Annotated in this window: 28 protein-coding genes and 1 tRNA gene; 16 read left to right on the top strand and 13 right to left on the bottom strand. The window is 64.8% G+C overall.

Annotated features, from left to right (window positions below; genetic code table 11):
- Positions 1 to 11 precede the first annotated feature (11 nt).
- From FFS35_RS17580 to FFS35_RS17595, 4 genes are read left to right on the top strand one after another with little or no spacing between them, the layout of a single operon-like run.
- Positions 12 to 920, top strand: a complete 909-nt coding sequence (locus tag FFS35_RS17580; protein ID WP_137788186.1) for a class I fructose-bisphosphate aldolase — start codon at positions 12 to 14, stop codon at positions 918 to 920.
- Complete coding sequence (locus FFS35_RS17585) at positions 921 to 1,307, top strand: putative quinol monooxygenase (RefSeq protein ID WP_349290335.1); 387 nt, start codon at positions 921 to 923, stop codon at positions 1,305 to 1,307.
- A 1-nt stretch (position 1,308) separates the two neighbouring features.
- Complete coding sequence (locus FFS35_RS17590; RefSeq protein WP_137788187.1) at positions 1,309 to 1,992, top strand: O-methyltransferase; 684 nt, start codon at positions 1,309 to 1,311, stop codon at positions 1,990 to 1,992.
- On the top strand, positions 1,989 to 2,495 hold the full coding sequence (locus tag FFS35_RS17595) for a hypothetical protein (protein ID WP_212742231.1): 507 nt from the start codon (positions 1,989 to 1,991) through the stop codon (positions 2,493 to 2,495). The genes FFS35_RS17590 and FFS35_RS17595 overlap by 4 nt, the downstream gene beginning before the upstream one ends.
- Here the strand turns inward: FFS35_RS17595 and FFS35_RS17600 are convergent.
- From FFS35_RS17600 to yaaA, 5 genes are all read right to left on the bottom strand, one after another.
- A complete protein-coding gene (locus FFS35_RS17600; protein ID WP_137788188.1) occupies positions 2,459 to 2,812 on the bottom strand; it encodes a DUF952 domain-containing protein in 354 nt (117 codons plus the stop codon). The two genes, FFS35_RS17595 and FFS35_RS17600, sit on opposite strands and share 37 nt — an antisense overlap.
- Positions 2,809 to 5,535, bottom strand: coding sequence for a DNA gyrase subunit A (gyrA, locus tag FFS35_RS17605; RefSeq protein ID WP_137788189.1), 2,727 nt, complete (start codon positions 5,533 to 5,535; stop codon positions 2,809 to 2,811). The genes FFS35_RS17600 and gyrA overlap by 4 nt, the downstream gene beginning before the upstream one ends.
- Positions 5,536 to 5,686: 151 nt before the next feature.
- Complete coding sequence (locus FFS35_RS17610; RefSeq protein ID WP_249341724.1) at positions 5,687 to 6,073, bottom strand: hypothetical protein; 387 nt, start codon at positions 6,071 to 6,073, stop codon at positions 5,687 to 5,689.
- A gap of 94 nt (positions 6,074 to 6,167) precedes the next feature.
- Positions 6,168 to 6,824 (bottom strand): SDR family NAD(P)-dependent oxidoreductase, encoded by a 657-nt coding sequence (locus FFS35_RS17615; RefSeq protein ID WP_249341725.1) that lies wholly within the window; start codon positions 6,822 to 6,824, stop codon positions 6,168 to 6,170.
- Positions 6,821 to 7,567 (bottom strand): peroxide stress protein YaaA, encoded by a 747-nt coding sequence (gene yaaA, locus FFS35_RS17620; protein ID WP_137788191.1) that lies wholly within the window; start codon positions 7,565 to 7,567, stop codon positions 6,821 to 6,823. The genes FFS35_RS17615 and yaaA overlap by 4 nt, the downstream gene beginning before the upstream one ends.
- 151 nt (positions 7,568 to 7,718) lie before the next feature.
- Between yaaA and FFS35_RS17625 the strand changes: the two genes are divergently transcribed.
- Positions 7,719 to 8,999 carry a tetratricopeptide repeat protein gene (locus FFS35_RS17625; RefSeq protein WP_137788192.1) on the top strand — a complete coding sequence of 427 codons (1,281 nt, stop codon included), beginning with the start codon at positions 7,719 to 7,721 and terminating at the stop codon, positions 8,997 to 8,999.
- A 72-nt stretch (positions 9,000 to 9,071) separates the two neighbouring features.
- Here FFS35_RS17625 and FFS35_RS17630 read toward each other — a convergent pair whose 3' ends face one another.
- Positions 9,072 to 9,533, bottom strand: coding sequence for an Lrp/AsnC family transcriptional regulator (locus FFS35_RS17630; protein ID WP_283214578.1), 462 nt, complete (start codon positions 9,531 to 9,533; stop codon positions 9,072 to 9,074).
- A 188-nt stretch (positions 9,534 to 9,721) separates the two neighbouring features.
- On the opposite strand from FFS35_RS17630, the gene FFS35_RS17635 reads away from it, so the two are divergent.
- Positions 9,722 to 11,410, top strand: a complete 1,689-nt coding sequence (locus tag FFS35_RS17635; RefSeq protein WP_137788193.1) for a histidine kinase dimerization/phospho-acceptor domain-containing protein — start codon at positions 9,722 to 9,724, stop codon at positions 11,408 to 11,410.
- Between the two features lie 5 nt (positions 11,411 to 11,415).
- Complete coding sequence (locus FFS35_RS17640) at positions 11,416 to 12,426, top strand: WalW protein (protein WP_249341726.1); 1,011 nt, start codon at positions 11,416 to 11,418, stop codon at positions 12,424 to 12,426.
- A gap of 57 nt (positions 12,427 to 12,483) precedes the next feature.
- Here the strand turns inward: FFS35_RS17640 and FFS35_RS17645 are convergent.
- Positions 12,484 to 12,560 (bottom strand) — tRNA-Pro (locus FFS35_RS17645).
- A gap of 90 nt (positions 12,561 to 12,650) precedes the next feature.
- Positions 12,651 to 13,952 carry an FAD-dependent oxidoreductase gene (locus FFS35_RS17650; protein WP_137788194.1) on the bottom strand — a complete coding sequence of 434 codons (1,302 nt, stop codon included), beginning with the start codon at positions 13,950 to 13,952 and terminating at the stop codon, positions 12,651 to 12,653.
- A gap of 78 nt (positions 13,953 to 14,030) precedes the next feature.
- Between FFS35_RS17650 and pnuC the strand changes: the two genes are divergently transcribed.
- Together pnuC and FFS35_RS17660 are read left to right on the top strand one after the other, a co-directional pair.
- Positions 14,031 to 14,606, top strand: a complete 576-nt coding sequence (pnuC, locus tag FFS35_RS17655) for a nicotinamide riboside transporter PnuC (protein WP_349290336.1) — start codon at positions 14,031 to 14,033, stop codon at positions 14,604 to 14,606.
- The gene (locus tag FFS35_RS17660; protein WP_137788195.1) at positions 14,603 to 15,154 is read left to right on the top strand and encodes an ATP-binding protein; all 552 of its coding nucleotides are present in this window, start codon (positions 14,603 to 14,605) and stop codon (positions 15,152 to 15,154) included. Before pnuC ends, FFS35_RS17660 begins: the two co-directional genes overlap by 4 nt.
- Positions 15,155 to 15,166: 12 nt before the next feature.
- Here FFS35_RS17660 and FFS35_RS17665 read toward each other — a convergent pair whose 3' ends face one another.
- Positions 15,167 to 16,135, bottom strand: coding sequence for a CsgG/HfaB family protein (locus tag FFS35_RS17665; RefSeq protein ID WP_137788196.1), 969 nt, complete (start codon positions 16,133 to 16,135; stop codon positions 15,167 to 15,169).
- Between the two features lie 160 nt (positions 16,136 to 16,295).
- On the opposite strand from FFS35_RS17665, the gene lepA reads away from it, so the two are divergent.
- The 4 genes from lepA (at position 16,296) to FFS35_RS17685 (ending at position 20,158) form a co-directional block, all read left to right on the top strand.
- Entirely contained in the window at positions 16,296 to 18,092 is a 1,797-nt protein-coding gene (lepA, locus tag FFS35_RS17670) for a translation elongation factor 4 (protein WP_137788197.1), read from the top strand.
- A 62-nt stretch (positions 18,093 to 18,154) separates the two neighbouring features.
- On the top strand, positions 18,155 to 18,880 hold the full coding sequence (modA, locus tag FFS35_RS17675; protein WP_249341729.1) for a molybdate ABC transporter substrate-binding protein: 726 nt from the start codon (positions 18,155 to 18,157) through the stop codon (positions 18,878 to 18,880).
- Positions 18,880 to 19,566: a molybdate ABC transporter permease subunit gene (modB, locus tag FFS35_RS17680; RefSeq protein ID WP_171007678.1), complete on the top strand. Its 687-nt coding sequence runs from the start codon at positions 18,880 to 18,882 to the stop codon at positions 19,564 to 19,566. The genes modA and modB overlap by 1 nt, the downstream gene beginning before the upstream one ends.
- Positions 19,556 to 20,158 carry an ATP-binding cassette domain-containing protein gene (locus tag FFS35_RS17685; protein ID WP_137788200.1) on the top strand — a complete coding sequence of 201 codons (603 nt, stop codon included), beginning with the start codon at positions 19,556 to 19,558 and terminating at the stop codon, positions 20,156 to 20,158. Before modB ends, FFS35_RS17685 begins: the two co-directional genes overlap by 11 nt.
- A gap of 11 nt (positions 20,159 to 20,169) precedes the next feature.
- Here the strand turns inward: FFS35_RS17685 and FFS35_RS17690 are convergent, their stop codons facing one another.
- From FFS35_RS17690 to FFS35_RS17705, 4 genes are all read right to left on the bottom strand, one after another.
- Positions 20,170 to 20,808, bottom strand: a complete 639-nt coding sequence (locus tag FFS35_RS17690; protein ID WP_137788201.1) for a TIGR02281 family clan AA aspartic protease — start codon at positions 20,806 to 20,808, stop codon at positions 20,170 to 20,172.
- Between the two features lie 122 nt (positions 20,809 to 20,930).
- A complete protein-coding gene (rpsI, locus tag FFS35_RS17695) occupies positions 20,931 to 21,479 on the bottom strand; it encodes a 30S ribosomal protein S9 (protein ID WP_137788202.1) in 549 nt (182 codons plus the stop codon).
- Positions 21,479 to 21,958: a 50S ribosomal protein L13 gene (gene rplM, locus FFS35_RS17700; protein WP_137788203.1), complete on the bottom strand. Its 480-nt coding sequence runs from the start codon at positions 21,956 to 21,958 to the stop codon at positions 21,479 to 21,481. Before rplM ends, rpsI begins: the two co-directional genes overlap by 1 nt.
- A gap of 177 nt (positions 21,959 to 22,135) precedes the next feature.
- Positions 22,136 to 23,164, bottom strand: a complete 1,029-nt coding sequence (locus tag FFS35_RS17705; protein ID WP_137788204.1) for a COX15/CtaA family protein — start codon at positions 23,162 to 23,164, stop codon at positions 22,136 to 22,138.
- A 109-nt stretch (positions 23,165 to 23,273) separates the two neighbouring features.
- Here FFS35_RS17705 and FFS35_RS17710 point away from each other — a divergent pair, with 109 nt between their 5' ends.
- The 3 genes from FFS35_RS17710 to FFS35_RS17720 form a co-directional block, all read left to right on the top strand.
- Positions 23,274 to 23,654, top strand: a complete 381-nt coding sequence (locus tag FFS35_RS17710) for a MerC domain-containing protein (protein ID WP_137788205.1) — start codon at positions 23,274 to 23,276, stop codon at positions 23,652 to 23,654.
- Positions 23,655 to 23,702: 48 nt separating this feature from the next.
- Positions 23,703 to 24,179 carry a transcriptional repressor gene (locus FFS35_RS17715; protein WP_137788206.1) on the top strand — a complete coding sequence of 159 codons (477 nt, stop codon included), beginning with the start codon at positions 23,703 to 23,705 and terminating at the stop codon, positions 24,177 to 24,179.
- Positions 24,180 to 24,231: 52 nt separating this feature from the next.
- On the top strand, positions 24,232 to 24,393 hold a 162-nt coding region (locus FFS35_RS17720; protein ID WP_137788207.1), incomplete at its 3' end, for a 1-deoxy-D-xylulose-5-phosphate synthase N-terminal domain-containing protein.

Below are 24,393 nucleotides of genomic sequence, written 5' to 3' on the forward strand. Positions count from 1 at the left end.
AGGGGAAAGCGATGACGCCGACGGTCAAGGCCATTCTGGACAAATATGAATCCGATTCGCCGGCCACAAAGGCGAACCTTGCGCGCATCCTGATGCACGGACGGCTGGGCGGCACGGGCAAGCTCATCATCCTGCCGGTCGATCAGGGGTTTGAGCATGGCCCGGCGCGCAGCTTCGCCATCAACCCGCCGGCCTATGACCCGCATTACCATTATCAGCTCGCGATCGATGCCGGGCTTTCCGCCTATGCAGCGCCGCTGGGCATGCTGGAAGCGGGCGCGGAGACTTTCGCCGGGCAGGTGCCGACGATCCTGAAGTGCAACAGCTCGAACAGCTGGGCGACCAGCGTCGATCAGGCGGTGACGGCGAGCGTGGACGATGCGCTTCGCCTCGGCTGCGCCGCGATCGGCTTCACCATCTATCCCGGTTCCGACCATGTGTTCGAGCAGATGGAGGAAATCCGCGAGCTTTCCGCGCAGGCGAAATCCGTTGGCATCGCCACCGTCATCTGGTCCTATCCGCGCGGCGGCAACCTCTCCAAGGACGGTGAACTGGCGCTGGATGTCGGCGCATATGCCGCGCATATGGCGGCGCTGCTGGGCGCGCACATCATCAAGGTGAAGCTGCCGACCGCCCATATCGAGCAGGCGGACGCGAAGAAGGCCTACGAGGGTGGCGACTGGTCGACCCAGGCGAAGCGTGTCGCGCATGTCGTGCAATCGAGCTTCGCGGGCCGCCGCATCGTGGTGTTCTCCGGCGGCGCCGCCAAGGGTGCCGACGCAGTATATCAGGATGCGCGTGACATCCGCGACGGCGGCGGCAACGGATCGATCATCGGCCGCAACACCTTCCAGCGCGAGCGCGGCGAAGCGCTGGCGATGCTCGACAAGCTGGTTCGCATCTACACGGGCGAAGAATAAGTGGATCGCCGCAGCATCGTCGTCGGCCTTCCGCTGGCGACGATGCTTGGCGGCGCTGCGATCGCTGCTGCCGGTGGGAGGCGCGCAATGCATGGCATGATCGGCAGAATCACTGCAATTCCTGGCCAGCGCGCGATGCTGGCGGAGCTGCTGATTGCCGGCAGCGGCGACATGCCCGGCTGCCTCAGCTATGTCGTCGCCGAGGATATGGCGAACCCGGACGCGTTGCTGGTTTCCGAGGCGTGGGACAGCAAGGAGAGCCACGCCGCCTCGCTGAAGCTTCCGGCCGTGCAGGCGGCGATCGCGAAGGCAAGGCCGCTGATCGCCGGATTCGAAACCATCGCGGAGACCCGGCCGATCGGCGGCACGGGGCTGGGCGCTCACTGAGATGGTCGAGCGGCTCGATCCATTGGACGAGCGCTGGTCCGCGGTTGACGATTACATTGGCGAGAAGCTGCTGAGGGCTGACCCCGTCCTGGCCGCCGCCCTTGCCGCCAATGCGGCGGGTGGTCTGCCGGACATAGACGTTTCACCACCGCAGGGGAAACTGCTTCATCTGATCGCACTGGCGAGCGCAAGCCGCCGCGTGCTGGAGGTTGGAACGCTCGGCGGCTATTCGACGATCTGGCTGGCGCGCGGCGTGGGCGCGGATGGCCGGGTCACGAGTCTGGAGATCGATCCGAAACACGCGGATGTCGCGCGGATAAACCTCGCAAAGGCTGGCGTGGGCGATCGCGTGGAGGTGGTCACGGGGGCGGCGCTCGATACGCTGGCGGCGCTCGCCGGACCGTTCGACCTTGTGTTCATCGATGCGGACAAGGAGAGCAACGTCGCATATGTTCAGGCGGCGATCCGGCTGTCGCGACCGGGAACGGTGATCGTCGTGGATAATGTGATCCGCGAGGGCGGGGTGCTTGATGAGAACAGCGCCGATCCGCGCATCATCGGCACCCGCGCCCTGTTCGATTACGTAGCGGCAGAGCCGCGGCTCACCGCCACCGCGATCCAGACGGTGGGCGGCAAGAAATGGGACGGATTCCTGCTGGCGATCGTTGACGCGGCCACGCGGTGAGCGCTTTCCCCTATCATCGCGCGGTCGCGCCCATGCTTTGGGTGCTGGTTGGACTGGCGACGACCGAGCTGGTGGTGGTGCATCTGCTGGTGTCATTCTGGTACCCGCGTATCGCGCTGGCGCTTTCGCTCGCCAGCCTCGCGGGGCTGGTGTGGCTGATCCGCGCAATCGCCGCGATGAAGCGACTGCCGGTGGAGATTGGCGCGCGCGCCCTCACGATGCGTGCCGGCGGGATCAAGAGCATTACCGTGCCGCTGGACGCGATCGCTGGCGTGGATGCCGCAGGCAACACGCGCGATCGCAGCGCACTCAATCTGGCGCTGGTCGCGCATCCCAATGTGATCGTTGATCTGCACGAGCCGCTTCCGGGACGTCGCGCGGCGCGCCGGATCGCGCACCGCCTCGACGATCCCGCCGCCTTCATCGCTGCGCTTCGCGGTGCGTTGGCCGAGCGCACCGGGCCGGATCAGCCTGCGACGGGAAGCTTCACCGCCCCTTCGTGATCGCGCTCAAGCGGGCCATAAGCGATCGCCGTCTCAAGCAGCAGCGGCTCATACAGATGCGGGAACATCTGCCCGCCGCGTGATGGCTCCCACTTCAGCGTCGCGCCGAACGACCCGAGATCGACCGCCACGACATGCAGATGCTGCTGGCCGGAGAAATGCTTTTCCACCGTCTCGGTCAGCTGTGCAGCAGTCGACAGGTGGATATAGCCGTCGGCCAGGTCCACCGGTGCGCCGGCGAAGCTGCCGTCGCGCTCGAATGCCGCCATCTGATCGGCGGTCAGCACCTTGTAGGCGACGGTTGGCCGATCGGTCATTCCGCGTCGCCTGTCGCGGTCGCGTCCGGTGACGCAGTTTCGGCAATCGCGACCGTCTCGTCCTCTTCACTTTCCTCGATCCGCGCAGCGGAGACGACATGTTCGTCGTTCGCCACGTTGAACAAGCGCACGCCGGCCGAGCCACGCCCGATCACCCTCAGGTCCGCGAGCGGGATGCGGATCATCTTGGCCTGATCGGTAACGAGCATCAGTTGCTGCGCCTTGGTGGCGCGGAAGCTCGCGACGACGAGGCCGTTGCGCGCGATATTGTCGATATTGGTGATGCCCTGGCCGCCGCGCCCGGTGCGGCGATACTCATATGCCGACGATAATTTGCCATAACCGTTGGCGCACAGCGTCAGGATGAATTCCTCCTGCTCGGCGAGATGCGCGAAGCGTTCGTCGTTCATTGCGCGCGGGCTGCGCTCCGGGTCTTCGCCCTTCCACGGCGCGTGGCGCAGATAATCGTCGCGCTCGTCCTGATCGCGCATGCCGATCTTGTGCAGGATCGACAGCGAGATCACTTCGTCGCCCGCGGCGAGCCGCATGCCGCGCACGCCGGTGGAGTTGCGGCTCTGGAACTCGCGCACCTCGTTGCCGGCGAAGCGGATCGCCTTGCCCTGCCGGGTGGCGAGCAGCACGTCGTCCTCCTCGTCCAGCAGCGCGACGCCGATGAGGCGATCATCCTCGTCCTCGCCCTCGAACTTCATCGCAATCTTGCCGTTCGAGGGCACGTTGGTGAAGGCGTCCATGCTGTTGCGACGGACGTTGCCCCTGGCGGTGGCAAACATGACGTGGAGCTTGCTCCATTCCGCCTCATCCTCCGGCAACGGTAGAACGGTGGAGATCGTCTCCCCCTCCGCCAGCGGCAACAGATTGACCATCGGACGCCCGCGTGTGGCCGGCCCTCCCTCGGGCAGCTTCCACACCTTCATGCGATAGACCTTGCCGAGCGTGGAGAAGAACAGCACCGGCGTGTGCGTCAATGTGACGAACAATTCGGTGACGACATCCTCATCCTTCGTCGCCATGCCGCTGCGACCCTTGCCGCCGCGTGCCTGGGCGCGGAACGCCTCCAGCGGGGTGCGCTTGATATAGCCCTGCATGGTCACGGTGACGACCATGTCCTCGCGCTCGATCAGGTCTTCGTCCTCGATCCCGTCGGCGGCGGCGGCGATCTCGGTGCGGCGCGGATTCGCGAACAGCGCGCGCACCTCAGTCAGCTCGTCGCGCATCACCTGATAGAGTTTGACGCGATTGGCGAGGATTTCGAGCAGTTCCGCGATCGAGGCGGCCAGTTGCTCAAGCTCGTTGCCGATCTCGTCCCGGCCCAGCGCGGTAAGTCGGTGCAAGCGCAGGTCGAGAATCGCGCGAACCTGAGTTTCGCTCAGGCGGTACGTGTCGCCGGTGACCTCGGCGTCAACCGCCTCGACCAGCCGGATATAGGGGGCGATCTCCGCGATCGGCCATTCGCGTGCGAGCAGCGCGGCGCGCGCCTCGGCCGGGCTGGCCGAGCCACGGATGATCCGCACCATCTCGTCCAGATTGGTGACTGCGATGACGAGCCCGAGCAAGATGTGCGCACGGTCGCGCGCCTTGGCCAGCTCGAACTTCGAGCGCCGCGTGATGACGATCTCGCGGAACTGGATGAACGACTGGATGATGTCTCGCAGGCCCAGCATTTCGGGCCGTCCGCCACGGATCGCGAGCATGTTCGCGGGGAAGCTCGATTGTGCCGGGGTGTGCCGCCACAGCTGATTGAGCACCACCTCGGGTGTCGCATCTCGCTTCAGATCGATGACGATGCGCACGCCGAGGCGATTGGATTCGTCGCGGATATCGCTGACGCCCTCGATCCGCTTGTCCTTGGCGGCTTCGGCGATCTTCTCGACCAGCGCGTTCTTGCCCTGCTGGAAGGGAATTTCGGTAAGCACGATCGAGCGGCGATCACCGCGCCCCTCTTCGACCACATGACGCGAACGCACGATGATCGACCCGCGACCGGTCGCATACGCAGAGCGCGCGCCGGATCGGCCCAGGATGATCGCCCCGGTCGGGAAATCCGGGCCGGGCACGATCTCCATCAATTCCTCGGTGGTGATCGCGCCATTGTCGATATAGGCGAAACACGCGTCGATCACTTCGCCAAGGTTGTGCGGCGGGATATTGGTCGCCATGCCGACCGCGATGCCGCCCGCGCCGTTGACGAGCAGGTTCGGGAACCGGGCGGGCAGGACCTGTGGTTCGCTTTCCGAGCCGTCGTAATTGGGCTGGAAATCGACGGTGTCCTTGTCGAGATCGTCGAGCAGGAAATCCGCGATCTTGGCGAGCCGGGCCTCGGTGTAACGCATCGCGGCCGGCGGATCGGGATCCATCGAGCCGAAATTGCCCTGGCCGTCGATCAGGGGCGCGCGCATCGACCAGTCCTGCGTCATGCGCGCCAGGGCATCGTAGATCGCGCTATCGCCGTGCGGGTGATATTTACCGATCACGTCGCCGACGATGCGGGCCGACTTGCGATACGGCCGGTTCCACACGAACCCGCTCTCGTTCGCCGAGAACAGGATGCGCCGGTGCACCGGCTTCAGCCCGTCGCGTACATCGGGCAGCGCGCGGGCGACGATCACGCTCATCGCGTAATCGAGATAGCTCGTCTTCATCTCCTCGACGATGGAGATGGGTGCAATGTCCGAAGGGTCGGCGAGGAGAGTCTCGTCGGTCAAGAATCAGCGCTTTCGGGTTGTGTCGTTTCGATGACGAACCCTAGCCCAGTGCGGAAGCGCTGACCACCCCCGCGCGCCTGCGCGCGCGGGGGTGTCGGTGGCCCGAGCGGCCTTTCTGAAGGCGCCCGGGAGAATGGGCTTCGTCAGGCGGTTACTTGCACGCCTTCTTGTTGGCGTTGCCCGCCTTCGAGCAATTGTAGGTGATCGTCTTGCCCGTCGAGGTCTTGGTCGTGACCATGCGGCCGGCGGGGGCGGCAGCAGTCTTGCGCGCGACGGTGGTCGTCCGTGCGACCGTCGTGGCGGCCGGCTTGACGATCGTGGTGTTCCTGGCGGCCACCGTGGTCTTGGGCGCGCCAAACGCCGGCTTCGTCACCGTGGTGGTCTTGGCCGCGACCGTCGTCTTCGCCGCAGTGGTCTTGGCGGCGGTGGTGGTTTTGACCGCCGTGGTCGCCTTCGCGACGGGCGCCTGCGCATACGCCATCCCGCCCGAGGCGAGCGCGGCGGCGGAAATTGCTGCGAGGATCGCGGACTTCATCATTGCATCACTCCGTTTCGAACGACGTCTGTCGGCGTCGAAGGCCGTAATGCTCCCGCAGGGATCGCCATGTCGTGACGCGAAGATTAAATATCGGTCAGGGAGAGATTTCGGCGCCATCCCAGGAGAAAATACGTCCACTGTCCTGGGGCTTGAGGCCATCGATAACGTCGAGCAGTTGCACCGCGGCGCGGTCAGGTGCGAATATATCGCGGCCTGACTGGCGAAATGGTTGCGACAATTTGGTATCGACCGTGCCCGGATGAAGCGCTGCGACGATGCCGCGATCGTTACGCCGCTTGTCTTCGATCGCCAGCGTGCGGACGAGCTGGTTCAGCGCCGCCTTCGACGCGCGATAGCCATACCAGCCGCCCAGCCGATTGTCGGAAATGCTGCCGACCCGCGCCGATAGCGCCACGAAAATGCTGCGGCCCGTTCGGGGCATGATCGGCAGGAAATGTTTCGCGACGAGCGCCGGACCGATCGTGTTGATTGCATATTGCCTGGCCAGCCACACCGGATCGAGATCACGGATCGCCTTTTCCGGCCCGCGCCCGGCCTCATGCAGCAGGCCGGTCGCGACGATAACCAGCTCCGGCGATCCGGCGCGTGCGGCGGCGCGGGCAATCGTCGTCTCGTCCGTCAGATCGAGTTCGGGTCGAGCGAAGCGCAGGACGGTCTCGCCCTCTTCCTCCAGCGCTTCGGCCAGCGCCGCGCCGATGCCGCCCGACGCACCGATGACGACCGCGCTCACTGGCGACGGAACGACCAATGGTCGCCCTCGCTCTCCGCACCGTCAAATACATAGCCATCGCTGTCGAAGCCGCGCATCGCATCGAAATCCGTTATGCGATGCTCCACCAGCCAGCGCGCCATCATCCCGCGCGCCTTCTTCGCGTGGAAGCTGATGAACCGCCCGTCGGCCTCGCGGAAATCGACGGTGATTATGCGAACGTCGCGCGGCAGCAATCCATCCACCGCCGCCCAATATTCCTGACTGGCGAGGTTCAGCACCACATTCGATCCTTCGGCCAGCAGATCCTGCGCCAGCGCGTCGGCGATACGCTTGCCCCACCAGTCGGTCAGCTTCTTGCGACGCGGCGCCCAGCGCGTGCCCATCTCGAGCCGGTATGGGCGCATCAGATCCAGCGGGCGCAGCAGGCCGTACAGGCCGGAAAGCATGCGCAAATGATCCTGCGCGAAGGCTATCGCGGGCTCGTCAAGCGTCGCCGCGTCCAGTCCGGTATAGACGTCGCCGGCGAAGGCACGGATCGCAGGCCGTTCGGGCAGCGCGTCGAATCCGCGGAACCGCTCGATATTGAGCTGCGCGAGCTTGTCAGAGATGTGCATCAGCTCACCCAGCCGTTTGCGCGACATCTTCGCCGCTGCGCCCGCCAGCGTTGCCGCCTCCGCCGCGAACCGCGGGGCGGACGCCTGCATCGGCGGAAGCGGGGTCTGATAGTCCAGCGTCTTGGCGGGTGAAATGACGGCGATCATGGTGCCTGCGCCTATCGGGGGAACCGGATGCGTTCAATCCATGTTCAGCGCAGTGACGTCAGGGACGTCGGGTTTCTTGAACCAACAGGGGCAGCGGAGTAGAGCGGCGCCGGGGCGCCAGCGCGCCTTCCACGATGGAGAGAATGAAGCGATGAAGAGCATGTACCGGGCCGCGATCGCCGCCGCCCTTCTTTCCGGGGTCGGCAGCGTCGCTTTCGTCGCGCCGGCGTCCGCCAAGGAAAAGAAGGAAGAGGCCGGCAGCAAAGCGCCGCCGCTGAAGCTCAGCAAGGACGTCCAGCCGCTCGCCGCGAAGGCGCAGGCCGCGCTCCAGGCGAAGGACTATGCCACGGCCGCGCCGCTGATCCAGCAGGTTTCCGCCGGCGCCAAGAGCGACGACGACAAGTATATCGCCTCGGTGTTCGAGCTTCAGCTCGCCGTCGGCCAGATGCAAGGCGGCCAGATCGATGACAACAAGATCAAGGGCCCGCTCGACGCGCTGATCGCCAATCCCCGCACGCCGGCTGCCGATCAGGCGCGTTTCAATTACCAGCGCGGCATCATCGCCGCCAATGCCAAGCAGCCCCAGGAAGCGATCACCTTCTTCCAGCGCGCGCAGCAGCTCGGCTACACCGATCCCAACCTTCCGCTGCAGATGGTCAAGATCAAGATGGAGGGCGGCGATATCGCCGGCGGCTCCGCCGATCTCCAGAAGGCGATGGATGCGCAGATCGCCGCCGGCCAGAAGCCCGATGAGTCGCTCTATCGCTACGCCATGGCGAAGACGCTGCAAAAGCGGATGATCCCCGATACGATCGGCTGGATGAAGCGCTACGTGGCCGCTTATCCGACCGCCAAGAACTGGCGCGACATCGCATTCGTGTACGGCATTCAGCAGGGCAGCGCCGTCACGCTCGACAAGGCGCAGAAGGTGGATCTGTTCCGGCTGCTACGCAAGGAAAAGGCCCTGGCCGACCAGTTTGATTATGAGATCTACGCGCAATATGCGATCGATCTCGGGCTGCCGAACGAGGGCAAGTCGGTGATCGACGAGGGGCGCGCAGCGGGCAAGCTGCCGGCCGACTCGGCAACCGCCAGCGATCTGTATCGCGTCGCCAAGCAGTCGATCGCCAACGAGGGGTCGCTTGATCCGCTCGATGCCAAGGCGAAGGCGGCGGCCAACGGCAAGCTCGCCGCGGGCACCGCCGACGCGCATCTCGGCTCGGGGAATTATGCGAAGGCGATTGAGCTGTACAAGGTCGCCCTGCAGAAGGGCGGCGTGGACGCGGATGCGGTCAACACGCACCTCGGCATCGCGTTGGCGCAGTCCGGCGACACGGCTGGTGCCAAGGCTGCCTTTGAAGCGGTGAAGGGCGCACCGCGCGCCGATATCGCATCGTTCTGGCTGACCGCGCTTAACACGCCGGCCGCCTGAGGCGCACGCGATATCGATAAGAAAAGGGCGGCTTCCGGGCCGCCCTTTTTCTTCCGCGATCCGAAAATCCTTTTACTCGAGAATCGGCACACCCGAAGCGGATTTGGCGCTGCGGATCGTGAGCGACGACTTGACGCTGGCGACATTGGGCGCGGGCGTCAGATGCGTCGTCAGGAAACGTTGAAAACTCTCCAGATCGGTCGCGACGATCTTGAGCACGAAATCTATCTCGCCATTCAGCATGTGGCACTCGCGCACCTCCGGTAGCGCGGCGACATGCTCCTCAAAGGCGGACAAGTCCGCCTCTGCCTGGCTTCTGAGGCTCACCATCGCGAAAACGGTGATCGGAAAACCCAGTTGCGCGGCATCGCAATCCGCATGGTAGCCGCGAATCACGCCCGCCTGCTCCAGCGCGCGGACACGCCGCAGGCACGGTGGGGCCGTCAGCCCGACGCGGTCTGCCAGTTCGACGTTGGTCATCCGCCCGTCGTCTTGCAGAAACGCCAGGATTTGCCTGTCGATACGGTCGAGCACTTCATTCTCCGGCTGTCGCCAAGCAGCTTCATGGCGATTTCGTTCACGTATCCATAGGAAAATTGCGCCTAAACGCAATTGTCCCACATTGCGACGTGCCGAAATCTGCTGTTCCACGATCGTCTGATGCAGATTACTCAGGCGATCCCCGGCGGCGAAACGGTCGCCTGCCGGAAAGGATGATATCGGTGCGATTCGACGACAGCCTGAAGACCGTTCTCGCTGCGGACGCCTCCACGCCCTTCGGCGCGCAGGCGGCGTTCAGGCAGGTTGCCGATCTTCTGGCACGCGGGCGGATCGTAGAGAGCGCCGAGGTGCTCGATCATTTGCGCGTTTTGCGGGAGCGGGTGCCGCTGTCGGTGCGTGCCGCTGCCGGTCGCTCGCTCGCGCTCGCGGCGCCCTCGGCCGGGCTGGTCGCGGTGTTTGCCGAAGACGAGCATGCGGTTGCTGCGCCAGTGCTGCGCGCCGCACGCCTTGACGATGCGGCGTGGCGTGCGCTGCTGCCGACGCTTGGCCCTACGGGACGCGCCGTGCTCCGTCACCGCGCCGATCTGTCGGATGACGTTGCGCGCGCGCTGGACAGCTTTGGACCCGCTGATTTTGCGCTGGGGTATGATGGCGAAGAGGCCGCGATGTTGCCGGCGTGCGCCGCCGCCATCGAATCGCTTCCCGCCGAAGCCGTTACCCAACCGTCTGCCCCTCCCGCCGACGTGCTCGATCTCGAGCCGGCAGTGGCGGCTGGCGGTGGCTTCGAGATCGCGGCGCTGGTTGACCGCATTGCTGCCTTTCGCGAGCTGCATCGCGATCAACAGCCACTTCCTGCAGGTTCCGGCGATGAAGCGGACGCGGTCGATCGATTCAGCTTCGAGACCGATTCGGCCGGCGTGATTCGCTGGATCGACGCTGCGCCACGCGCGGCGGTGATCGGAGTCGGCTTCCTCTTGCCTGGCGCCGATGGCCAGCCGCAGGTCGATGGCGTGGCCAGCGGCGCGTTCCGCCACCGTACCGCATTCAGCGACGCGCGCCTCAATATTGGTGGACGATCGGCGCTCGCGGGGGACTGGCGCATATCCGGCGTGCCGATGTTCGATCCGGCCACTGGCCGCTTTGTCGGCTTTCGGGGTGCCGCGCGCCGTCCGCGGATCGACGAAGGCGCGATTGGCCGGCGCACCGACGCAAGCGGCATCGAGGGCTTGCGGCGACTGGTCCACGAACTGCGCACACCCAGCAATGCAATCGCTGGCTTCTCCGAATTGATTGAGACCGCGATGCTCGGACCCGTTCCCGAGGTCTATCGCGAACGCGCAGCGACCATCCGTGCGCATGCGAGCGATCTGGTGGCGGCGATCGAGGATCTCGAACTTGCCGCGCGGCTCGAGGGGAATGCACTGAATCTGCGGGACGAGACGGTGATGCTGGCGCCGCTGCTCTCCCGCACACTGAATGATCTCGCGCCATTGGTCAGATTGCGCGATTGCGTGGTCGATCTTGCGCCGGGGCCCGCGGGCATAACGCTGGCCTGTGACGAGCGGATTGCCGAGCGCCTGATCGGGCGATTGATCGCCGCGCTGGTGGCCAGCGCCGCTCACGGCGAGCGGCTGACGATTGACGTGCGCGACGAGGACACCCACGTCGCCATCCAGATTACCCGTCCGCGCGCGCTTGCCGCCGTGCCGGATGCGACCCTGCTGACGCTGGATGCCGAGCGCGAGGTGGAGATGCCAGGCGCCCCCTTGCTCGGCACCGGATTCTCGATCCGGCTGGCGCGCAACCTCGCGACGGAATTGCGCGGTTCGCTGATGATCGAGGCGGAGCGCTTGACTCTGCTGCTCCCGACAGGATTGATCGGCGACATGGGGCAGGCCTCGACAAACTGACGACGGTGGCATCGCCCGCGATCGTCCCGCGGCGCTGGCGTGTGCCGCCCCCGGAAGCGGAAACGCTGGTGCGTTGGCCGATCGATTTCGGCGTCCGCTACACCGTGTTCATCGATACCGAGGAGGAGTTCGACTGGGCTGCTCCTTTCTCGCGTGACGCAGGGACGGTTACCGCACTCGCGGCGTTGCCGGAGGCGCACCGGCGCCTGTCGGACGCGGGAGCGGCGCCTGCGTATTTCATCGATTACCCGGTGGCATCCGATCCCGGCGGGGCGGATTTATTGCGGAGCATTCTTTCGGACAATCCTCGCGCTGCGATTGGCGCGCAACTGCATCCGTGGGTCAATCCGCCGTTCGACGAGCCGCTGTCCTCGGTTGCGTCCTTCGCGGGCAATCTTCCCGGGCGAATGCTTGAGGAAAAGCTTGTGCGGCTGACAGGAGCGATCGCCGGTGCGTTCGAGCGCGCGCCGCGCGCCTTTCGTGCCGGTCGATACGGGCTCTCGCCGGAGATGTTCGGGATGCTGGCGCGGCACGGCTACCAACTGGATAGTTCGGTTCGCCCCGGTTTCGACTATCGCGCTGAAGGCGGCCCGGATTTCACGCATGCCCGCGGTGACGCCTGGCGGGTGTCGGAAATGATCGAGTTGCCGCTATCGACCGTCTTTACAGGCGCGCTGCGGAGACACGGCGCGAGGCTTCATGCGCGGCTCGGCGCCGTTCCGCGCGGGCGCGGCCTGTTCTCCCGCGCCGGTCTGCTCGCGCGCGTGCCGCTGACTCCTGAGGGCGTGCCGTTGAACGACGCGCTCGAGGCGATCGCGATTGCGATCGGGGAAGGCGCGCGCGTGCTGAATTTCGCTTTTCATTCCCCCTCGCTGGTGCCGGGGAATACGCCGTATGTTCGCGACAGGACGGATCTGGCGCGGTTCTGGCGCTGGTGGGATCACGTTCTTGACGAACTCGATCGACGTGGCGTGCGTTCCGCTTCCCTGGACGAGGTGATCGCGGCCGCCGGCTGAACCACCACCTGCTTGCTCGCGCAGGGGTTGAGGTCAGGCGCATCGCCGAATGAATGATGGTCGGGGAGAGAGGATTCGAACCTCCGGCCCCTGCCTCCCGAAGGCAGTGCTCTACCAGGCTGAGCTACTCCCCGACGGAGTATCGGTCATCGGCCTTTCGGGGGCCTACCGGTCGCTGGAGGCGCGCCTATAGCCAGCGGATTTGGGCTGCGCAAGCTGCGTATTCATATTGGCGCGCGGGCTGCAAGCATCGCGTCCAGGGTGGTGAACTTCTCGCGCGGGGCGCCATCCCGGGCGTTGGCTATTTCGGAGCGCTCGATCTCCTGCCAGTCGCGAAACGTGACGACATCCACCGCACGTTCGGCGAGTAGCGCATCCAGCCCCACGCGACCGGCTTTTCCGCTGTCGCCGGGGGTTTCCGATGCGATCCTGTCGGCGATCATGAACCCGTCGGGCCGGTTGGTGCCGATCGTGCCGGTTGGCCCGCGCCGCGCCCAGCCGACGGCGTAAAGCCCCGGCGCGATATGCCCTTCGTCATTGGCGAAGCGCCCGAGCCTCGCGTCATACGGCACGCCCTCGATCGGCGGCGTGCGATATCCGATGCAACTGACAACCAGTCTGGCCGGAATTTCATAGGTCTCCCCGGTGCCCACCGCGCGGCCATCTTCATCCACGCGGGTCCGCTCGACGACCACGCGCTCGGCCTTGCCGTTGCCCTTGATCGCGAGCGGCATGGCGAAGAAATCGAACGTGATCGAAACGGGCGAGGCAGGGCGGTTCCCGGCGAAGGCGCGCAAGTGGCTCACCGACTTGCGCAACCCCGGCTCCAGCGCGGCATCCGTGTCGATCGACGGCAGGTCCGCGCTGTCGACGAGCGGCGTCGCTCTGCTGAGATGGCCAAGCTCACCAAGTTCCTTGGGCGTCATCGCGATCTCGTGCGGCCCGCGCCGCGCAAGGATCGTGACATCGGTGATCGCGTGCGGCCCGAGCGCTTCGAGCGCGTGCTTGACGATATCGGATCCCGCAAATTCGTCGCTTGTCTTGGCAAGGATACGCGCCACATCCAGCGCGACATTGCCCGCGCCGACGATAACCGCGCCCGGGCCCTCCAGCGGCGGCGCGAGGTCGGCGAAATCGGGGTGACCGTTATACCAGCCGACGAACGCGGCGGACCCGATCACGCCGGGCAGATCGTCGCCGGGTATGCCGAGCGGGCGATCATGCGGCGCCCCGGTCGCCAGCACGACCGCATCATAAAGGTCGCGCAATTCCGGGATCGAGACGTCCCGCCCCACCGCGACATTGCCGACGAAGCGGACATTGTCGCTGAGCGCGGTCGCTTCGTACCGCCTGGAAACCGCCTTGATCGACTGGTGATCCGGCGCGACCCCGGTGCGGATCAAGCCATAGGGCACTGGCAGGCGATCGATGATGTCGACGCGGACATCGTCGCCGAACGTCTTTTGACAGGCTTCCGCAGTGTAATAGCCTGCGGGGCCTGACCCGATCACGGCGACGTGGCGCATATTGCGTCTCTCCTTGTCCCGCGGGATGCTAACCGCTTGGCGAGGGAGGGCAAGCTGCTTATCGCCATGGCAATGTCGATGCTCGAATCGGTCGCGACGGTCCTGGGGGTGGCGTGCGTCGCATTGGCGGCGAGACGCAGCGTGTGGACGTTCCCTATCGCGATCGGATCGGTCGTGCTGATCGGTGTCGTGGTGTTCGAAGCCCGACTATACAGCGATGCGCTGCTCCAGGGCTTTTTCGTGATCGCGAACATCTATGGCTGGTTTAACTGGTGGCGCTCCCGCGCGCGTTCTGGCGAGGTCTCGGTCGAGCGGATGAGCGCCGCGCAACGCGGCGGATGGATGATCGGCGGTCTTGCCGCCGCAATCGCCTGGGGCGCGCTGATGCATCGCTTCACCAATGCGTCCTATCCCTGGTGGGACGCCGGAATCGCGATCGCCAGCGTCTCGGCACAGTTGCTGATGGCGCAGCGACGGATCGAGAACTGGCTGATCTGGATCGCCGTGGACCTTGCCTCGGTCCCACTGTATCTGACCAAGGGCTTGTATCTGTTTGCGGGGCTTTACGTGATCTATCTGGCGCTGGCCTGTTGGGGATTGTTCGACTGGCGGCGCGCCGAGCATCGCGTAGCTGGCGGGCCATTGCCCGCATGATGCCGCGGACTGTCTGCCTGCACGGCCCGGAAAGTACTGGCAAATCCACCACGACCATCCGATTGGCGCGGGAATTCGGCACGCCAGTGGTGGCGGAATTCGGGCGCACCTATTGCGAGCGTTACGGCGTCGATCTCACCATGTCCGATCTGGTGATGATCGCGCACACGCAGGACTTGCAGGTGCGTGCCGCATGCGATGCCGGCCAGTTTCCCGTGATCGTGGATACCGACGCCCTGATGAGTGCGGTGTGGGCGGACATGCTGTTCGGCCGCCGCGATCCATGGTTTGCGCGGTGGGACAATACCGCCGATCTCTATCTGCTGTTCGATATCGATTTGCCGTGGATCGAAGACGGCACGCGGATATTCGGCAGCGCGGGTGAGCGCCAGCGATTCTTCGATCTTTCGAAGGCTGAACTGGATCGTCGCGGCGTACGCTGGGAGACGATCAGCGGATCCGGGGAAGCACGTTACGAGCATGTGCTCGATGCCATCGCCCGGGCCGGCGCGGCACCAGACCCGGAGCGCATCGCGCGCCGGGCCTGAGCGGTCGTCCGGTCAACGTGATGGCGCGAGCCGCGAATTGAGCACCCAGCCGACATTGTCATTCTCGTCGGCGACTTCCCACCACAGACCGTTCTTGTTGCCGGTCGGATAGACGATCGTGCCCGGCGGCAGCGTGCGGATCGTCTTGGACGTGGCGAGTGCGGTGGCATGGAGCGCGACCGGGCCTTGCGCGGTAAAGCTCTTGGTCGGTGCCGCTTCGGCCGTGCCCTGCTGCCCGGGCTGGACCAGGCCGAGCTCGTTCACCAGCTTCGAATAGGCCTGGATGAAAGACAGGGTGACGATCCGGCCGATATCGGTGTTGTCATAGCCGCCGCCGACGGCCGCCGCACCGCCGCCGAAGAAGCCCACGCCGCCGCCGGCGCCGAACGTCAGATTGTTCTTCGCGGCATAGCCATCGGTGGTTGCAAGCGTTTCGGTGGTGCGGACGTTGGTGATCGAAAGGACGGTGTTCGCCTCCATCTTCTTGCTGCCGATCCCGCCGAGCAGCCCGCCGAAGCGGCCGCCCACCAGCCCGCCGATCCCCGCAGCCGCGCCGCCGCCTGAAACATTGGAGTTCGCGCCCTGGATTTCGGCGACCAGAACGTAATCGGCAGCCTTGATCTGGCCCTGACCGACGTTTGAGCGACGCTGCAGCCCAAGGTCCGCACCGATATCTCGCTCGCGCTGCGCGGCCTGCAGCCCGCTGCCGCGATCGACCAGATTGAAGCAGCCCGAACGCTGCACGAGCACCTTCAGCAACTTCGAGGGCGCAGCCAGGCTGTATTGCGTCCACGGGCGAGGGTCGTCACCATCTACGATCGAGAGCGTGCCGAGCTTGCGGAAGCACCGCGGCACGTCATTCGCGGTCTGCTCCTGGAGCCGCTGGCCGGCGGAAGGCTTGGCAAGCTTCTGGGCGCCGGCCGGCGTCGCAACCAGTGCGATCGCCGACCCTGCGGCGATCAACGCGAAGTTCCTCAACATTTTCTCACTCCCCGAGTAACGCCGTCACATGCGGCGCAAGACAGAACGATGCGGCCCCTGATGTTCACATCTTTGTTCCCATCGGCTTAACATCAGCCGTAGCGAGTGGCCAGCGGGGGCTTTGACGCGTGTCGCGCCGCCGCCTAGAGGCGCTATCATCATGACAACGCCGCTCGACCGCATTCGCAATTTTTCGATCATCGCCCACATCGATCATGGCAAGTCCACGCTTGCAGATCGGTTGATCCAGCGCACCGGCGGGCTCTCCGATCGCGAAATGTCCGCGCAAGTGCTCGACAACATGGAGATTGAGAAGGAACGAGGCATCACCATCAAGGCGCAGACGGTGCGGCTTGAATGGAAGGGCCATGTTCTCAACCTCATGGACACGCCGGGGCATGTCGATTTCGCTTATGAGGTGTCGCGCAGCCTGGCTGCCTGCGAGGGCGCGTTGCTGGTGGTGGATGCCGCGCAGGGCGTGGAGGCACAGACGCTTGCCAACGTCTATCAGTCAATCGAACACGATCACGAGATCGTGCCCGTCATCAACAAGATCGATCTGCCCGCCGCCGAGCCGGAGAAGGTGCGGACTGAGATCGAGGATGTCATCGGGCTGGATGCATCAAATGCGATTCTCGCCTCGGCCAAGTCCGGCATCGGCATCGACGAGATTCTCGATGCGGTGGTGGAGCGCATTCCGGCGCCGAAGGGCGATGCGTCCGCGCCGCTGAAGGCGATGCTCGTCGATAGCTGGTACGATCCTTACCTCGGCGTCGTCATCCTCGTCCGCGTGATCGACGGTGTGCTGCGCAAGGGCCAGCAGGTTACGTTCATGCAGGCCGGCACCCAGCATCTCGTCGACCGCGTCGGCTGCTTCCGTCCCAAAATAGAACAATTGTCCGATCTCGGCCCCGGCGAGATCGGGTTCATCACCGCGCAGATCAAGGATGTCGCGCAGGCTCGCGTCGGCGATACGCTCACCGATGCGAAACGCCCGGCGACGCAGGCGCTGCCTGGCTTCAAGGAAGTGCAGCCGGTCGTCTTCTGCGGCCTGTTTCCGGTCGACGCGAACGATTTCGAGAAGCTGCGCGAATCGATCAGCAAGCTGCGGCTCAACGACGCCTCTTTCAGCTTCGAAATGGAAACCTCCGCGGCGCTTGGCTTCGGTTTCCGCTGTGGTTTCCTGGGCCTGCTGCACCTCGAAATCATTCAGGAACGGCTGACGCGCGAATATGACCTCGATCTCATCACCACCGCGCCGAGCGTGGTCTATCAGATCGAGCTGACGCATGGCGCAGGCCATATCGAACTGCACAATCCGGCGGACATGCCCGATCCCAACAAGATCCAGAGCATTGCCGAGCCATGGATCGAAGCCACCATCTATTGCCCTGACGAATATCTCGGCTCGATCCTGAAGCTGTGCCAGGATCGGCGCGGTATCCAGAAGAACCTTACTTATGTCGCCGGCCGCGCGCAGGTTACCTATGAGCTGCCGCTCAATGAGGTGGTGTTCGATTTCTATGATCGCCTGAAATCGATCAGCCGCGGCTATGCCAGTTTCGACTATCACCAGATCGGTTATCGCGATGGTGATCTCGTGAAGATGAGCATCCTCGTCAACAACGAGCCGGTCGATGCGCTCAGCATGATCGTCCATCGCGGGACGGCGGAGACGCGCGGGCGCGGGATGTGCGAGCGGCTGAAGGATCTGATCCCGCGGCACCTGTTCAAGATTCCGATCCAGGCGGCGATCGGCGGCAAGGTGATCGCGCGCGAAACGATCGCCGCGATGCGCAAGGACGTGACTGCGAAATGCTATGGCGGCGATATCAGCCGCAAGCGCAAGCTGCTGGACAAGCAGAAGGAAGGCAAGAAGCGGATGCGCGAATACGGCTCGGTGCAGATCCCTCAGGAGGCGTTTATCGCCGCGCTGCGCATGGGTGACGAGGGATGAGGCCGCGCTTCCGCAATCACATGAGCGGGAGCATGACGCGGCGCCTGGCCGCCTTTGTCGCGATGGTGCTCGCGCTGTTAGCCCTGCCGGTTGCCGCGCAGGAGCGTGCACCTTTGGTGCTCGCCGCCGCATCGCTGCAGGAATCGATGAACGCCGCGGCGGATGCATGGGCGCGCGCCGGGCATGCGCGGCCTGTGATTTCCTTTGCCGCCTCATCCGCGCTCGCGCGGCAGCTGATCGCGGGCGCGCCGGCGGACCTGTTTGTTTCGGCCGACGAAGAATGGATGGATGCTCTGGCGGCAAAAGGGCTGCTCGCGCGCGGCACGCGGGTCGATCTTGTCGGCAATCGGCTGGTGGTGATTGAACCGGCCCATGCCCGAACGCGCATAACCCTACGGACGCTCGGCGCGGTGCTGGCACAAGGCGCCGTGGCGATGGCCGATCCGGCCGCCGTCCCGGCCGGGAAATACGGGCAGGCGGCGCTGGAAAAGCTCGGGGCGTGGTCTGCAGTTGCGCCGCATATCGTGCGCGCCGAAAATGTCCGCGCGGCGCTGGCCCTGGTGGAGCGCGGCGCGGCGCCGTTCGGAATCGTCTACGAAACGGATGCGCGCGCCTCGCCCAAGGTGCGGATCGCCGGCATCTTCCCGGCCTCAAGCCACCCGCCAATTCGCTACCCGATCGCGCGCCTGGTAAACTCTCGCAATCCTGCCGCCGAAGCTTTTAGGCATTTTCTCATCAGCACGCAGGGCCGCGCTACCTTCGCTCGCTTCGGCTTCCTGCGCCCCTGATGGCGGAGGGCATCTGGCCGATCGTCAGGCTGTCGTTGCTCGTTGGCGGCGTGGGAACGCTATCCGTCCTGCCGGTCGCGTTCGCGCTCGCCTATCTCCTGGCGCGGCGAAAGTTTCCTGGGCGAACCCTGCTCGATGCGGTGATCCATCTGCCGCTGGTCGTGCCGCCGGTGGTGACTGGCTGGCTTTTGTTGCTCGCGTTCGCCCCGACGGGGCCGCTCGGCGGGCCGTTGCTGAACTGGTTTGGCGTGACGTTGCTGTTTCGCTGGACGGGCGCGGCGATCGCTGCGGGGGTTATGGCTCTGCCGCTCGCGGTGCGTGCGATCCGCCTTTCACTCGAGGCGGTCGACCGGCGCCTCGAGGATGCCGCGCGGACGCTCGGGGCGGGGCGCTGGCGCACTTTTCGCACCGTCACCCTGCCGTTGTGCTGGCCAGGGGTGCTGGCCGCAGCAATGCTGGCGTTCGCCCGTGCGCTCGGGGAGTTCGGCGCAACGATCACCTTCGTCTCGAACGTGCCGGGCGAAACGGAGACGCTGCCGCTCGCGATCTATTCAGCATTGCAGCGACCGGGCGGGGAGGGCGCCGTGTGGCGCCTCGCCGCTATTTCCGTCGCCATCAGTCTGATTGCGCTGTTGACGTCTGAATGGCTCGCTCGGCGGGCGGGACGGGGCGTGAATGTCCTTTGACATCGACCTGACGCTGCGCCGTGGGGATGCGCTGATCGCCACCGCATTCGCCACCGATGCGCGCGCGGTGGCGCTGGTAGGTCCGTCGGGGATAGGGAAAACAAGCGTATTGGATATGATCGCGGGGCTGTTGCGCCCGGATCATGGCCATGTGCGGATCGATGGCCGGCTGCTTTCCGATCGTGCGACTCGGGTGGATGTGCCTGTGCATCGTCGGCGGGCCGGCTATGTGTTTCAGGACGCGCGATTGTTTCCGCACCTCGATGTCCGCCGGAACCTTCTTTACGGCGCGACCGGCACGGGGCGGCTGCTGTCGATCGCCGAGTCTCTCGACGTCGCACACCTGCTCGATCGCTGGCCGCGTGCGCTATCCGGTGGCGAGGCACGGCGGGTGGCGATCGGTCGCGTGCTCCTCTCCGGGCCGCAGTTCCTGCTGTTAGACGAGCCCCTCTCGTCGCTTGACCGCGCGCGGCGGGAAGAGGCGATGCGATTGATCGAGCGGGTCCGCGATGACACTGCCGTGCCGCTGCTGCTGGTGACGCACGACGAAGCTGAAGCCGAGCGGCTCGCCGACGTCATCGTGCGGATGTAATCCTGCCGGGATTACGCTGCGGCCGGCCGTTCTTGCGGGTGATGCGGAACGAGGATCAGCGTGTTACCCTCGACGCGCCATGATTGCAGCCGGGACAGGAAATTCATTCCCAGCACGTCGACATCGCCGAACGCCGGGGAGACAACTACCGGCAGCGCGCGCGCCACGACATTGCCCAATCGCATTTCATCGATGGTGGATGTTTGCGCGTGAATCGTGCCGTTTGCGGTACGTATCAGTATCGGCAACGCCGGTTGCTGAACATCCAGCCCGGCATCGCTGGCGCTGTCAGCCGACAAAGCAGTCACTGTCGCGCCGCTGTCCACCAGCATTCGTCGCGTCGTATCGCCGAACCGGACGGTTACCCAAAAGTGTCCGTCCGGCGACATGCGAACGCGTGTTTCTTTGCCCGTCACCTGCTCGGCAGTCGGGGCGAGATTGAGTGCGCGCATGATGCTGGCGACATAGGGATTCGTGCGCCCGCGTTGATCGACGAGCGTCGCCAGGATGAACGCCAGCCCCAGCAGCAGCGACAGATCGAAAAGACGGCCGACGATCGGAATTCGCCGAAGAAAAGCGGCCAGCAGCAGCACGGCGATCAGCAGCGCGGCGACCGGCAGATGCTGGGCGAGATCTAGGCTGGCGGGCATGCAGCGGCGCTAGCTGCACGTCGCTGTACGCAGGATGACCGGATACGAAAAAGGCGGCCCGTTGCCGGACCGCCTCGATCGGTTGCGATTGCAATAACCCCGGCGCTGCCGGAGCAGTTCGCTCAGCGCTTCGAGAACTGGAAGCTGCGGCGCGCCTTCGCGCGGCCGTACTTCTTACGTTCCACCGTGCGGCTGTCACGGGTGAGGAAGCCGGCGGCCTTCACTGGCGAACGCAGTGCCGGCTCATACTTGGTGAGCGCCTGGCTGATGCCATGCTTCACCGCGCCTGCCTGGCCCGACAGTCCGCCGCCCTTGACGGTGCAGACCACGTCATACTGGCCCTCACGCTCGGTGATGCCGAACACCTGGTTGATGACGAGGCGCAGCGTCGGGCGCGCGAAATAGATTTCCTGATCGCGACCGTTGATCGTGATCTTGCCCGAGCCCGGCTTCAGCCAGACGCGCGCGACGGCGTCCTTGCGGCGCCCGGTGGCATAGGCACGACCCTGCTTGTCGATTTCCTGCGCGCGCAGCGGGGCGCGCTGAACCGGCTCGTCGATCTTGCCGTCGAGATAGGCCTCGGCCTTTTCATCGGACGCTGCGACGGCTGCGTCGTGCTGATGCGCGAGGGCGGCGCCGAGATCGGCGAGGGACTGGCGATTGTCGGACATTATGCGCCCACCTTGTTCTTGCGGTTCATGCCGGCGATATCGAGCGGCTCCGGGTTCTGCGCTTCGTGCGGATGCTCGCTGCCCGCGAAGATGCGCAGGTTGCGCATCTGCTGGCGACCGAGCGGCCCACGCGGGATCATGCGCTCAACGGCCTTTTCGAGCACGCGCTCGGGGAAGCGGCCTTCCAGCACCTTGCCCGCGGTGATTCCCTTGATGCCGCCGGCATAGCCGGTGTGCTTGTAATAGATCTTGTCAGCCAGCTTCTTGCCGGTGAAACGAATCTTGTCGGCGTTGATGACAATGACATTGTCACCACAATCAACGTGGGGGGTGAAGCTCGTCTTGTGCTTGCCGCGCAGGACATTTGCGATAACCACCGCCGCGCGACCGACCACCAGGCCGCTGGCATCGACGATATGCCATTTCTTCTCCACCTCGTGCGGCTTGGCCGACTTGGTGGTCTTCATCAGCGCCTTCATGGCTGTTTGACCTCATCAAAACAAAAGGACGCCGCGCCCACGGGCGCAGCGCCGACCGCCGGTCAATGCGTCAGCAGTATCGGGAAGTCAAGATTTCCGGGCGATCCGCGACAGGTATTATTTTACCCGTTAAATTTGAATGGCGCTTTTCGGTGTGATGGCCGCCTCTTCTCGCAGCTACCGTCGCCGAGCGCCGATCGCGTGAGATGCCGATACCGATGCGATCAGAAGCAGCGCGGCATTTGCCTGATGCGCTACCGCAATGCCGATCTGAACCCCGCTCAGCAGTGTCGCAATGCCGAGCGATATCTGGAGCACGACAAGCAGCACTACAGCGTTCCCGGCCGGCCGCCCGGCGCGCAGCGCTAGCCAGAACAGCCCGCCCGCGGCCAGAAATGCGAGCCAGCGGTGAATGAACTGAACGACGATGGGGTTGTCGATGGCATTGCTCAACGCCGGTGTCAGCATCTGCACGTTCGAGGGGAATAGCTCGTCGCCCATGAGCGGCCAGCTTGAAAAGGCGTAGCCCGCGTCCAGCCCGGCGGTGAAAGCGCCATACATGATCTGAGCGCCAAGCAGCAGCAGCACTAACGCGACGGGGGGGCTCAGACGGGCAGGCCGCGCGAGCGGATCATGCGTCTGTTCCCGAAGATCGAGCGCTGTCCAGACGATGCCGGCCAGGATGAACAGCGCGGTCAGCAGATGCACCGCAAGGCGAATATGGCTGACATCCGTGCGAACCGACAGGCCGGAGCTGACCATCCACCAGCCGATCGCTCCCTGCAGGCCGCCCAGCGCGAGGATCGCGCTCAATCGCCAGCCATAGCCGCGTGGTATCTGCCGTCTGAACGCGAACCAGATCAGCGGCAGCGCGAATGCAAGTCCGATTACACGGCCGAGCACGCGATGGATATATTCCCAGAAGAAGATCGCCTTGAAGCCGGCGATCGTCATCCCCTTGTTTAGCTGCTGATATTCGGGGATTTTCTGGTAGTTTGAGAACTCGGCCTGCCATTGTGCGTCGTTCAGTGGCGGAATGATGCCGCTGATCGGCTTCCACTGCGTGATTGACAGGCCGGATTCGGTCAGCCGGGTGATGCCGCCAACAACTACCATGGCAACAATAAGGGCCGCGACACACCATAGCCAGCGGGCAAGCGCCGCCGGGCGCGCGGTGGAGACGTATCCCGGTGTAGGCTGCAACATGGCTCCGCACTAGCGGAGCCCGGCAACCCTGCCAAGCCGAGCCGGCACGACACGATTTTACCGATGTGATATTGTAACATCTCTCCTGCTGTTCTACATCGACTGCCGAATGGGAAACGCGACTCGCCTCGGTCGATTTGGGACGCTAGATCGGCTGGCGATCATGCTGTCAGGATTGTGCGTCGTGCATTGCCTGGCGAGTGCGGTATTGCTCGCGATGCTTTCGACCGTCGGGGGAATGCTCGGCAACCCGATCTTTCACGAGGTGGGATTGACAGTCGCCATCGGGCTGGGCGCGATCGCGCTGATCCGTGGGGTGATCCATCACGGGTATCTGATGCCGCTCGCGATGGGCTCGCTAGGATTGGGCATCATGATGGGGGCGCTGTCGCTCCCGCACGATGGCGGGCATGCCGAATCGCTATGGACCGTGGTGGGCGTCGGCATTCTCGCCTTCGGCCACGATCTGAACCGCCGGGCGGAGAACTGATAAGCGCCGCGGGTTGTAGCGTCGCCTGCTCCGGCCTATTTCCCGACAATGCCCGGCCATGCCCACCAGCACCACGAATCGCGCGGCGAGGACCTGACCCGCGCCGCGCAAAAGACGCTCGAACGCTCCGGCGAGCAATGGACCATGATGCGCGCCAGCGTGTTTGATGCTCTTGCCGGATTCGACAAGCCAGCTTCCGCTTATGACATTGCCGATGCGGTATCGAAGCGAGAGGGGAGGCGGATCGCGGCAAACAGCATCTATCGCATCCTCGATCTCTTCGTCGGTGCCAATCTCGCGCGTAGGGTGGAAAGCGCCAATGCCTATGTCGCCAACACGCATCCTGATTGTCGACACGACTGCATATTCCTGGTGTGTGATTCATGTGGGCAGACGACGCATCTCGATGACGACAAGCTTACCCGGGCGGTAAGGCAGGCCGCCGAAGCCGCCGGGTTTTCGCCGGAGCGACCGGTGATCGAAGTGCGCGGCATCTGCGCAGATTGCGCGCGCGTAGCCAGCTGATCTTCGAATTGTCGCAATCGACACTGGTTTTTGCGTGGAGTAATAGCGGCGGATGACTGGAATATTTGAGACGCCGTTGCTGGACAGGATAGCAGAGCCGGCGGATTTGCGTTTGCTTTCGGCGTCTGATCTTCGTCAGGTGGCGGATGAGCTGCGGCTGGAGGTGATTTCGGCGGTGGGCCAGACGGGTGGTCATCTGGGGTCTGGCCTTGGG

It is taken from the genome of Sphingomonas sp. 3P27F8 (assembly GCF_005502745.1).
GTDB lineage: Bacteria > Pseudomonadota > Alphaproteobacteria > Sphingomonadales > Sphingomonadaceae > Sphingomonas.